At 32.2% G+C, this 211-nt stretch carries 1 protein-coding gene; it reads right to left on the bottom strand.

Features of this window, described 5'->3' with window-relative positions; genetic code table 11:
- A partial coding sequence (locus KGF36_RS20075; RefSeq protein WP_227854989.1) for a transposase occupies positions 1 to 211 on the bottom strand: 211 nt, incomplete at both ends.

Genomic DNA, 211 nt, shown 5'->3' with positions numbered 1-211 from the left:
TACTTGCATTTATATCTCTATCGTGAGTTACATTACAACAAGGACAAATCCATTCTCTTATATTTAAATTCTTAATTGCCTCGTTTTTGTACCCACATTTATTGCATATTTGTGAACTTGCAAAGAATTTACCCACCTTTACAATTTGTCTACCATACCAATTAGCCTTGTATTCTAATTGACGAACAAATTCTGACCATGACACATCAGA

Source organism: Clostridioides sp. ZZV14-6009, assembly GCF_020658095.1.
GTDB lineage: Bacteria > Bacillota > Clostridia > Peptostreptococcales > Peptostreptococcaceae > Clostridioides.
Note: the sequence above shows the minus strand (reverse complement) of the source record. Positions and strands in the feature narration are given on the sequence as shown.